Origin of the sequence: Veillonella sp. 6_1_27 (assembly GCF_000163735.1) — a bacterium.
GTDB classification, from domain to species: Bacteria; Bacillota; Negativicutes; order Veillonellales; family Veillonellaceae; genus Veillonella; species Veillonella parvula_A.
Genome location: NZ_GG770217.1, coordinates 384691 through 396925 on the forward strand (window position 1 = coordinate 384691; position 12235 = coordinate 396925).

General features: G+C 40.8%; 9 protein-coding genes. All 9 read right to left on the reverse strand.

Annotated elements, in window-relative coordinates:
* Window position 1: 1 nt before the first annotated feature.
* Complete coding sequence (gene hisB / locus HMPREF0874_RS08760; RefSeq protein WP_008603224.1) at window positions 2–592, reverse strand: imidazoleglycerol-phosphate dehydratase HisB; 591 nt, start codon at window positions 590–592, stop codon at window positions 2–4.
* Between the two features lie 122 nt (window positions 593–714).
* Window positions 715–1992 carry a histidinol dehydrogenase gene (gene hisD / locus HMPREF0874_RS08765; RefSeq protein WP_008603225.1) on the reverse strand — a complete coding sequence of 426 codons (1278 nt, stop codon included), beginning with the start codon at window positions 1990–1992 and terminating at the stop codon, window positions 715–717.
* Window positions 1993–2064: 72 nt separating this feature from the next.
* On the reverse strand, window positions 2065–3669 hold the full coding sequence (hisG, locus tag HMPREF0874_RS08770) for an ATP phosphoribosyltransferase (protein ID WP_024062603.1): 1605 nt from the start codon (window positions 3667–3669) through the stop codon (window positions 2065–2067).
* Between the two features lie 243 nt (window positions 3670–3912).
* A complete protein-coding gene (gene hisJ / locus HMPREF0874_RS08775) occupies window positions 3913–4776 on the reverse strand; it encodes a histidinol-phosphatase HisJ (protein WP_038125744.1) in 864 nt (287 codons plus the stop codon).
* A 100-nt stretch (window positions 4777–4876) separates the two neighbouring features.
* Window positions 4877–5377 carry a GNAT family N-acetyltransferase gene (locus tag HMPREF0874_RS08780; protein WP_008603228.1) on the reverse strand — a complete coding sequence of 167 codons (501 nt, stop codon included), beginning with the start codon at window positions 5375–5377 and terminating at the stop codon, window positions 4877–4879.
* A 354-nt stretch (window positions 5378–5731) separates the two neighbouring features.
* Entirely contained in the window at window positions 5732–6400 is a 669-nt protein-coding gene (locus tag HMPREF0874_RS08785; RefSeq protein ID WP_008603229.1) for an energy-coupling factor transporter transmembrane protein EcfT, read from the reverse strand.
* 9 nt (window positions 6401–6409) lie between these two features.
* Entirely contained in the window at window positions 6410–7222 is an 813-nt protein-coding gene (locus HMPREF0874_RS08790; RefSeq protein WP_024062592.1) for an energy-coupling factor ABC transporter ATP-binding protein, read from the reverse strand.
* Window positions 7215–8840: a tryptophan transporter gene (locus HMPREF0874_RS08795; RefSeq protein WP_008603235.1), complete on the reverse strand. Its 1626-nt coding sequence runs from the start codon at window positions 8838–8840 to the stop codon at window positions 7215–7217. Before HMPREF0874_RS08795 ends, HMPREF0874_RS08790 begins: the two co-directional genes overlap by 8 nt.
* A gap of 227 nt (window positions 8841–9067) precedes the next feature.
* The gene (locus HMPREF0874_RS08800; protein WP_008603237.1) at window positions 9068–12232 is read right to left on the reverse strand and encodes a type I restriction endonuclease subunit R; all 3165 of its coding nucleotides are present in this window, start codon (window positions 12230–12232) and stop codon (window positions 9068–9070) included.
* Window positions 12233–12235 lie beyond the last annotated feature (3 nt).

Consider the following 12235-nt stretch of genomic DNA (forward strand, 5'->3'; position numbering starts at 1 on the left):
ATTAAATAACTCCCTTTGTAGAGTTAACTCCTTGGATATCCGGATTGATAGTAACTGCTTTGCGCAATGCACGACCCGTTGCCTTAAACATACTTTCAATAATGTGATGTGTATTGCGACCATACAAATTGCGCACATGTAAGTTCATAGCAGCGCTCATCGCAAGAGCTTGGAAGAAGTCCTCCACCAGCTCTGTTTCAAAGTTGCCACCTAAAACCGGCGTACTCCATTCCCCTTGGAAAACGAGGTACGGGCGACCACTCAAATCGATGACAACTTGCGTCAATGCTTCATCCATAGGGACCCAAGCATCGCCATAGCGCTCGATACCAGCCTTATCGCCAAGGGCTTTCACCAAGGCCTGCCCTAAGGCAAGTCCAACGTCCTCAACTGTATGATGAGCATCCACATATGTATCTCCCTTTGCCTCTACCACAAGGCTAAAACGGCCGTGCTTCGCCAATAGCGTCAACATGTGGTCAAAGAAGCCTATTCCGGTCGAGATGGAGCTTGTTTGTGCCCCATCAAGGGTAATTTCTACTGTAATATCTGTTTCTTGAGTGGTGCGTTGCACCGTGCCTGTGCGTATCATAACGACCTCTATACTTCAAATCTATTTTTATAATCTATATTTCTAATCTATATTTTCACTGTATATTTTAAATACACATATAAATATAGATGCCAAATCTATTTTCTAATATTTTTTATAATCTATTTTTCAAATCGTACTTCGATGGCACGAGCATGCGCTTCGAGACCTTCCGTACGAGCCAATGTAGTAATGTGTTTTGCCACTTCTTCTAAACGTTCTTTTGTAAATTGTGTGAAAGATGTACGTTTCACGAAATCATATACGCCTAACGGAGACGAGAATCGCGCCGTACCACTAGTAGGCAATACGTGGTTTGTACCACCTACATAATCGCCCAACGGCTCAGACGCATAAGCGCCAAGGAATACAGAGCCTGCATTTTGAACGAGGCTCATATAGTTCATTGGATCCGGCAATTGGATTTCCAAATGCTCTGGCGCCACTTCGTTCATCACCGTGAACATGTCTTCAATGCTGTCCATAATAGCAATGTAACTGTTGTTTTCAATAGCTGGACGAGCGATGCTTTCACGAGGTAACAATTTAAGTTGACGTTCCACCTCATCAGATACGGCATTTGCTAAACTTTCACTAGTAGTCACCATAATAGCGCGTGCACGAGGATCATGTTCTGCTTGAGATAACAAGTCTGCTGCCAAATGAACTGGATTTGCGCTGTCATCGGCGATAACACCGATTTCACTTGGGCCCGCAATCATGTCGATATCGACTTGGCCAAATACTTGACGTTTCGCCGTAGCCACGTAAATATTGCCAGGACCTACAATTTTATCTACCTTTGGAATCGTTTCCGTACCATAAGCGAGGGCCGCCACACCTTGGGCACCGCCCACTTGATATACCGCATCAACGCCGGCAAGCTTTGCAGCACCTAATACGGCAGGATTAATGCCATCCTTTTGAGGCGGCGTAACCATGATGATTTCTTTTACGCCTGCAATCTTTGCGGGCAAAGCAGTCATGATAATGGTCGAAGGATACGCGGCTGTACCTCCAGGAACGTAAAGACCAACACGAGCCAAAGGAATGACCTTTTGACCACGGATGATACCCGGTGTATCCATATCCACAAAACCCTGCTCGATTTCACGGCTGTGGAATTCTGTAATATTCGCCTTTGCCTTTAATAATGCGGCTTTCAAATCATCAGATAAAGACTCATAAGCTGCGTCGATTTCCTCTTGAGGCACCTTGAAATCTTCAATGGAAACACCGTCAAATTTTTCAGAATACGATTTGAGCGCTGCATCACCGTTAGTGCGGACATCAGCAATGATATCGTACACCCGACGTTCAATCTCCATATCTGTGGTTTGCTGTGTGTAATTCCGTACGATAGCAAGCATCGCCTCTAATGATTCCTTATATATTTTCATCTGTCATCCTTCTTCCTACTTGAGCTATCCATATTGCTAGTTAAATATATGATTCACTCTACATCTTATTTATTAATTTTTATTAATTGCTTCTGAAAGCTGATCTATGAGTTTAAAAATGGTATTTCGCTTTTGTTTTAATGCTAATGGATTTGCTACTAAGCGTGTAGATATGGGCTGTAGCCAATCGAAGATTTCTAGATTGTTTTCACGCAAAGTGGTACCCGTTTCCGTAATATCTACGATAGCATCTGCTAGTCCTACAAGTGGGGCCAGCTCAACAGAGCCTTCAATCTTGATGATTTCCACATCTTGAGCTCCAAAGTACTGTTTTGTAATGGTTGGATATTTCGTACCAATTCGTTGACGACGACCTTCTTTAGGATCATAGCCCGCTAAGGACGCCAAGATGAATTGGCATTTACCCGTTTGTAAATCTAGCATTTCATAGCTCGTATCGTCTTGTTCATCGAGCACATCGCTACCGACGATGCCAAGATCAACCACGCCATTTTTCAAATACGTCGTTACATCTGGCCCCTTTGCAAGGATGATCTCCATAGAATCGCCTAAAGAGATAATGAGCTTACGCGCCTTATTATGTAATGGCTCGCAATCAACACCACATGCTTCTAGGAGTGGAATAAAATCCTTTTCTACGCGCCCCTTCGTAAGAGCGATACGCAATGTATCGTTATCTTGAGCTTTGCTTTCACCCTGCAAGGTAACATCAGTCAAGACGTCGATATTAAAAGCCATCCCTACTGCCGGCATCGGCGTACCATCAAAGCTAGATAGCAAGCCATCATAACGGCCGCCGCTGACGATGTATTGAGACACGCCGTCCACATAGCCTCTAAAAGTAAGACCTGTGTAATAGGATTGAAGTGGTTCCGTAGAAACATCAATGCGAACCCGTTGCCCCGTTGCTTCCACTTGATTTGCCATATCTACGAGATTATCTAAAATGCGCTGCGCCGCTGCAGGCAAGATAATTTGATTAAGCTCATCCTTTATATCTTGAACCGTACCAAACAAGCGAGGCCATACAGTTAAGAAAGGATATAGCGCACTATTTTTAAAGTCAGAAATCAACTCGTTATATCGTGGCAAGTATTTAGTGAATAACGCCTCTAAGAGCTCTGCCTTTTCATCATCACTGAGTCCAAGAGCATCGGTAATAGCACGAGAAAAACGAGCATCCCCAATTTCGAGCAACAAATGATTACCCAACTGAGCTTCGTTCACCTCTTTAATAATCTTGAAGCACTCTTGCTCAGCCTCAAGCCCTTCATAGCCTACCATCTCGATGCCACCTTGCGTCACTTGGTTGACATCGCCACGATGCTTTTTATTTTTCATAAATACATCGCCCAAGTAGTAGAACGTGCGAGGCAATTCAATATTTGTAGTCGCCAAGAAACGACCGATAGGCATGGTCAAATCCGGACGAATTACGACGGACACTTCAGAACTATCCATGAATTCGTACATATGTTGACCGCGCCCCATTGCATAGCCATTGAAAACATCTTTGTACTCTACGAGAGGCGTAGAGATCTTTGTGTATTGACGATTTCGACAAAGACCGAGTACATATTGACTCACATCATCCTTGCGCTCTGCTACGATCCCTATATCATCGCGGAAACCAGTAGGTAATTGCTGCTGTACCATCGTAAACATCCTTTCTATCAATTGATTCATATTATTTCTCACGCCTGTGAAAGCCATATTTCTGTACTATCATTGGGATTATGTGGCTATCCAATACACTATGAGAAAAAATTTACCTATATCGATACTTTTCTATTTTATCGCTTTAATTTATTAAAGTATGAAATCATAATATAACGGTTCTATAGAATTGTCAATAGAACCGTTAATATTTCATGTATTTACTATAATAATGATTTTATACTAGCCCCAAACGTTTTCTATATCTGCCACGCTATGTGCATCAGACCCCAATACAAATGGCACACCGATGATAGCCGCCATGCCTTGAATGAAGCGGCTTGGGTACATTTCACGACAATCTGGTTTGAAGAAGCCGCTCATGTTGTAGTCTAACTCGCGACCTTGGACGCGCATGATATGCAAAATATCGCTCACCACCTGCGCATTGCGACGATCTAAATGACGTTCAAAGCCAAAGTGATGTTGGTATTTCTTGATTAAATCAAAATGCCCTATCCGTTTAGGCGTATATTCACCGAGGTCAGCACGCACGGCTTGGCGCACTGTAGAATAATACTTGTAATATAACTCATATTGTTTTTCAATCCACGGCCCAAAGCCTTTCTCAAATTCTTCAGCACTGTAGTCTAAGCAGTAAAAGGCATTATTAACGCCTTCCATAAAGTGAACGGATAAAATATTATCATCCGTCAACGGACCATAGCGATCCAAGAACTCTTGAATGTCTGATTCAAAGCCTGGAATATAATCGACTTCAAAACCGAGAGAAATATCGATATGTGTGCCATAGGCACGTTGTAATTGACGACCCAACTCTAAGTAAGTATCAACTTCATTTAATTTCAAAGACGCTGTGTCATAGGCCTTTTTATCACCACCATATTCTGCAGCAAAAGCTGTTGGCAATGGTGCATGTTCTGTAAGGCATACCTTTTCGATACGCAACTCGATGGCCTTCTCAATCATCATCGCAGTTCGGTCCCCACTACCATGTGGACACAACTCCGTATGCACATGACCGTCCACGAGACGGCTACGATATTTACTATATCCAACGAACTGCCGTTCATCTTTCATGTTCATTCAATCACCCCTATTCGCCCTAACCCCTGGCGAATCCTTATCTATAATCTATACATCATTAGTATAACGTATTAATATTTATCTTTTACTATACTAATTATTATACCAATAATGCGTATGTTTCGGTATCCTGATATTTACCATGTTTGAATCCAACTTGAGGCGTTAAACCACAATAGGTAAAGCCAAATCGCGCGTGTAACTTGGTGCTGCCTTCATTGCCAGCCGTAATAACGGATACCACATTGTGCAATAACGGATCATTTTTTGCTATTTCTAAAATATGAGCCATCAGCTGTGTAGCGATTCCCCTACCACGATAATCTTGATGGATATAGATAGATAATTCGACGGTACTTTTGTAGGCCTCTTTAGGTCGATATGGTGAAAGCGATGCATAGCCTGCTACAATCCCATCAATGGTACCTACCACAATAGGATGGTGCTCATCGCTATGAGACTCATGCCACTCCTGCCACTCTGACAACGTGTGAGGTTCAAGATCAAGCGTGGCTACGCCGTTTACAACCTCATAGTTATAAATATCTAAACAAGGGGCTATATCACCTTTTGTAATTGGTCGTATTACTAATTCACTCATAAAGTATTCCTCAAAACTGTAGGTATCCTAAAAAATATTATTTCTATTTAACATAATATATAAAAATAGCCCACATACGCAAGAAAAAGGACGAACTATTCGTATAACATACCATTTCACTTTTATCCATCTTTTGAGGTAAGAATTACATATTTTACATCTATATCCCCAATACAACAAAACTGAGTGGTAAAAACAACGTTTTTTACCACTCAGCATATACGTTTTGAAGCATATATAAGTAAAAAGCTCTTATTTTACTTATATACTTTTATCATATTCTTTATTATGACTATTAAAGCTAATACATTTCTATAGGAGCAAAGTTATACTCTTACTTGATATATAAGAAAATTACACAATAACAAATAAAAGTATTGTAATAACAATTAAAGCACTAACAACAGTATAGTCAATTCTTTTCAATCCTACAGATGCAGCAAAGCTGTGTGTGGGACCACCGAATCCACGTAACTCCAAAGACAACGCCATTGTTTCGGATCGTCCCAAGGATTTTAGCAGCAATGGTTGGATAACAGATGCATAGGATTTGATACGCTTAATGAAGTTGCCTTCGAGAGATAAGCCGCGGCAAGCTTGCGCCTCTTGTACAGCATGGCTTTCAGCAATGAAGTCAGGCACGAAGCGCAGTGCAGCAGTGAACATAAATGCATATTCGTAAGGAATTTTGCATTGTGTTACGAGCGCTGCCGTAAGGTCTTGCAATTTTGTAGTTGCCAACAGGCCTATAAAAACAAGTGTCATAGCCAACATTCGTAAGCCGGATACAATGGCAGAGGTTACATCGCCACTGCCAAGGAATTGGATGAGTCCAAGAAATACAGCGAAGCTAGTTAATGCCAACACGGCTTTGCGTTGTTTGAATAACAAACCTGCCAAAAACAGTACACCGAGTTCTACTACGACTAATGCCAATAGCGATGCCCAGTCGCGCAACAGGATGGCCCACACGGATACAGCGAGGGTCATCAAGATTTTTGTTAACGGTACTAAACGTTCCATATGTCCCTCCTATTTTCCGCTCAACTGAGCCACTAACTTGGATTTCAATTCATCCATAGATTTGCAATAGCCTAAGGATGGTACCGCTAGTGAAAGTTCCACACTTGGCGGTTTTGTAAGGCCTAGGTCTTGCAATTCATCCGTAGATTTTTTGAATAATTCTTCTGGACTGCCGTCAAAGGCAACGGTTTGGTTGCCCATAATGATAGCACGGCTACATTCGCTAGCCATGATTTCCATATCATGGGTAATAAGAAGGATTGTGATACCTTCTGAATTAAGCTGACGCAATAGTGCTAATAGCTCTTTAGTTTCCTTACCATCTTGACCACTGGTTGGTTCGTCAAGTATGAGGATTTTAGACTGCATAGCCAGCGCAGAAGCAATGGCAACACGTTGCTTTTCACCGCGGCGCAATGTTGGAGGATAGGCTTCACGCAAATGACCGATGCCTGTGCGCGCCAATACTTCATCAACGATACGCTTCACTTCGGCTTTACTGCGCCCCAAGGACTCAGGTCCGAAGGCAACCTCTGTGGCTACGGTAGGTCTGAACATTTGGCGATCTGGCTGTTGAAATACGTAGCCGATAAATTGTCCCCGTTTAGACGGCGGCATGGACGTAATATCTCTGCCGTTATAATACATGTGGCCTTCCCTAGCCTTTTCTAGGCCGACAAGTAATCGCGTAATAGTCGTTTTGCCGCAACCATTACGACCACCGATAGCGATATATTCGCCTCCTTCGATGGTGAAAGTCACGTTTCGGAAAATATCTACGGATGGCACATAGCCAAAGCGGATGTTTTCAACCTTAAGCATGAGCTCCACCGTCCTTTCCTGGTACATCATCAACACGTTGAACTGGTTGTCTATTTTCTACTATATTAGATTGATCAACAAGATTATCTACTGTAATTCTTTGATTAGCTGGAGAGTTGCTTTTACCATGCACCTCGGTTTGAATAGCATGAGCCATTTCAATTTGGTGCAAGCCCTTGATAGCAGACTCGATGCTGAGCCAAGGTTCATCACTGTGGAAGCCGGCTTGTTCCAATTCCATATACGTAGTAAACACGGATGGCAATGCATCGACGTGAATGTTGTGCTCGTACATGTAACGAAGCGTAGTCGGTACATCGTCATCACAGGCGATAGAGCCATCTACCATGAGAGCCATGCGGTTAGCGTACGGCAATACGGCATGCAAATCATGGTCGATAACGACAACGGTGATACCGTGTTTTTGGTTCAAATCGCCTACGAGGCGATATAATTCTGCGGTCCCATCTGGATCGAGAGAGCTTGTCGGTTCGTCAAGAACAAGTACGGTTGGATTCGTAGCCAATACAGAAGCAATAGCCAAACGTTGGCGTTGACCACCAGATAAACTTGTAATCTTGCGATTTTCTAAGCCTACGAGGCCAACTTGCTTAAACACCTCTTCAGAACGAGCTTTAATAGTTTCACGGTCATAACCGCGGTTTTCCATAGCAAAGGCTACTTCTTCACGAACTGTCATCGTTACGAGCTGTGTATCGTAGTCGGCTAGAACTACACCGATATGGTTCGCTAGTTCTGGGATTTCCATTTGCGTAGTCGCATGACCATCTACGAAGACCATGCCTTCTAGCCGTCCACCATAGAATTTAGGCACCGCCCCTACCATCGCCATACAAAGGGTGCTTTTACCACAACCTGCAGGGCCTGTAACAACGAGGAAATCACCTTCATTTACATCGAGATTGATATTTTCAAGGGATGGTGTAGTCGCCTTTGGATGATAGTAATTTACGTGCTCAATGGATATTTTAGCTTGGCGCTCAGGCAAAATAGTCAAGCGACTATGATCAGATGTCAATTGATCTGCATTTGGCAACATGCCACGTTTAGAGAATAAACGTTGTGCCGGAATATACAAGATTGGTGTAATGGCACCATTCAAGGCCCCTACAATGAGTACCAATGGCCACATGCCGTACATGTACACATTATTTGGCAACCCAAGCACTTGCCACAAAATGGTAACAAAGATACCACCAGATACAACAGTTGCTAAAAAGCCAGACACGACAGGGGTTAAATCAAAACCACCAATTTTACGGAACTTCATGGACAACATAGCGCGCGTTACGAGAGCCGCCGTCAAAGCACCACCTGGCTCAGACAACAAATTGCCGTAAGGGAACGCTGATTTAGACGTCAATACATTGATGAGGGCCGCCACGAGTCCAATCCCCAAGGTTTGACTCAAACTAGGACGAGTCAATAAAATAGCTACGCAGTACGTAGCAATCGTCCAGTTCGGCGTTACCCCAGCCACACTAGGGCTCACCAAATGCAAAATCGTGCCCAATGCGAGCATCAATGTGCTAACAGTAACCCATCTAAACTGGCCACCCTGCACATGTGTGTACACAAGATCCTGAATCCGTTCCATAATAGCCTCATTTCTATAAAAATATATATGGATTTATTTTAACATTCTTCGAGAATTTGTGAAAGCCTAGAGGCTATCCGTAATGTTAATCTACGATTACCTAATTCATACATAGCCATATAAGAAATAATTTTCTACATTCTCCATTTATACAAAAGAAAGAGGCTACGTAAGTAGCCTCTTATCAAAACTTTAATATACTATCAAAAATATTGAAACTAAAAATACTATGCCATATATCCAAATCTAGTATATACATACTCAAAGACTTCTCCACGACAAACTTCTATTTGTCGTTCATCGTAGCTTTCTGGAAGTTCTCTCCAAAGGATATCACGAATTAGATTTTGTATTTCTGCTGTTGTTTCATCCTTATCCGTCCAATGATCCATCCTTGAAATGGCTTCTGTTATTTTACTATACATCTCTGTAGCAGTACCTTTTAGTTTCTTAATATCTGCTTTATTAGGATTGTCTCTTTTTAACAAATCAAAAATAGCCAATTCATCATCAGTAGTAAAACCTTCACGGATATAACGAGATTCTTCTTCCGTTAGCTCTTTTACTAACTGTATTAATGCTTCAAATGTTTTTTCTATATTAGAACGGTCTTTTCCAGAGTTATAATCTTCAATAATTTGTCTATAGCGCTCATAGTAATCCCTGCGGTTAGGATTAGCTGCTACCAGTCTATCCAAACTTTGTTCAATGAAATCGCCTAAGTCCTTAAATAGTAAGTTCTTATGTTTGACTCTTGTAAACTCTTTACGCAGGATATTAAAATTGATAGCACTTATATCAATACGGGTTATATACTCTGAACCGATTGCATCTTCTGTTTGCCCTAAAGATTCTTTCATTCCTATATGTTCACTAATAATAGCATTTATAGTAACCATCAAGTCAGTAGTATCTACATCTCGTCTTTTAGGCTTTAACATCCGATGTATTGCTGCAATTGTCTCATATACTCTGCGTGTATCCACTGAAATATCATCACGTTCAATATATTTCATCAACTTATGCAGCTCTGAGGCACAGGCAGTGAAGGTTTGTTTATCTGCTACAGTATCGCAGACAGCATTGGCGGCCTCATTCAAATTAGATAATCTACTAAAAGCATTAGTTTGTGCATCAGAAAAATCTTCTATGTATATATTCTTTTGCTTAAAAAAGGCTACTAATATATCAATCAACTCTAGTATACGAGCAATGAGTTTCTCTTTATCGATAGTTGGATCCACACCATCATGATTACCGACATTTGCCGTATATTCAGCCAACGCCTTTTTAAGTGCTTTTACAATACCAATATAATCGATTATTAAACCATTACTCTTACCTTCATTAACGCGATTAGCACGAGCAATTGTTTGCATTAAGGTATGTGCTTTTAATGGTTTATCTAGATACAAACAGGACAAGCACTTAACATCAAAGCCTGTAAGCCACATAGCACAGACAAACACAATACGTAAGGGATTCTCTGAATCTTTAAACTCTTTATCGAGGTCTCGTTTTACCATTTTCCGTCGATGTGTTTCAATATCTAGTCCCCAAGCTTTAAATGTTTGGATTTCATTTTGTTCCTGACTGATAACAACAGCCATGTCCGTTCCTTCCATCCATTTTAGTTTGCGTTCTAGTTCTTGTGTTTCTTGTTGTGTTGCTAATTTAATTTGTTTTTTGAGCCGCTTAATTTCTTCTTTCCAATATTCCTGTACATAATCGTACATACGAACACAGGTAACTTTATTTAAGCACACAAACATGGCTTTGCCACTAGTCCACACATCGGAATAATGTCGTACAAAGTCCTTAGCAATAGAGCGAAGTCTCGGCTCAGCAGTAAGGATATGAATTGATTTTTCAAACTCCTTCTCTAACTTCTCTTGTTGTGCACTATCTAAATCTGCTGCTTCGATAGCATCAAGAATCTCATTAGTTATCTCTGGATTTTGTAAATCATCTAGCTTAGTACCACGATTTTCATAATACAATGGCACCGTAGCACCATCCTCAACAGCTCGTTTAAAATCATAGACCGATATATATCCGCCAAATGTACGTTCTGTAATATTATCATATGAAAGTAATGGTGTACCAGTAAACCCAATACGAGCCGCTGTTGGCAATAGTCGCATCATATTATCTGCATACAGCCCATACTGACTACGATGGGCCTCATCAGACATAATAATGATGTCATGATCTGGATAAATCGGTTCTACATCAGATTTATTAAACTTATGAATCAATGTAAAGATAAAGCTAGGATTTCCTTTTAATTTAGCAATTAAATCCTCACCACTAGTCGCAATACATTGTTTTGCCTTACTATCCTTACCAAGAATGCCACAATTTTCAAAGGTATCACTAATTTGTGTATTAAGCTCTTCTCGATCTGTAAGAACTACAAAAGTCGGTGAACCTGCCATCTTGCGACGTATCTTCTGTGCAAAAAAAGCCATAGAATAGCTTTTACCAGAACCTTGTGTATGCCAAAAGACACCAAGTTTACCATCTTTTAACTTTCTATCTGCATACGCCTCTACCGCCTTATTTACACCTAAGTATTGGTGATTACGAGCCAATATTTTAGCAGTTCGACCATCAGAGTGATCATAAAGAATAAAATTCTCTAATAAATCAAGAAAGTTTTCCTTACTACAAATACCAAGAAGCATAGTTTCAAATGCTACACTCCCCTTTTCATCCTCATCTAGACGCTTCCATTCATGAAAGAATTCGTATTTACTACCAACGGTACCAACCTTCGCTTCTAAGCCATTAGAAAGCATCACAAAGGCATTGTAATAAAACAATTGTGGAATGGTATCTAGATAATCTTTGTAGTTATCCTCATACGCATTTCGTACATCGATATCCGGCCGTTTTAATTCAATAAATAGCAAAGGAATACCATTCACAAAGCCAACGATATCTGCTCGCCGATTATACAAATCACCATGAACAATAAGTTCCTTTACTGCTAAGAATTCATTATTATGTGCATTATTGAAATCTATAATAGCAGCCTTTTTAATCTCTGTTCTCCCATCAGGACACTTAACCGTTACAGGGATGCCATCACGAAGATAATTGTATTTCTCCTCGTTAATTTGTATTAAAGATGCTGTTGATATTCTACGAGTTAATTTAGCAATTGCCTCTATAATTTGTTGATCATTAATCCAAGGATTGAGTCGTTTAAGAACCTTACGGATTTCTCTAGTCAACAAGACTTCCTTATAACTAGTTCTACCAAATGTGCCATCTACTCCGAGTTGCTCTAAATTATATGCATACGCAACCTTCCACCCCAATCTATTCTGTAGCACATCACAAGCACTATCTTGAACTAGTTTCTCTTCAGAATAATCATGACTCATAGT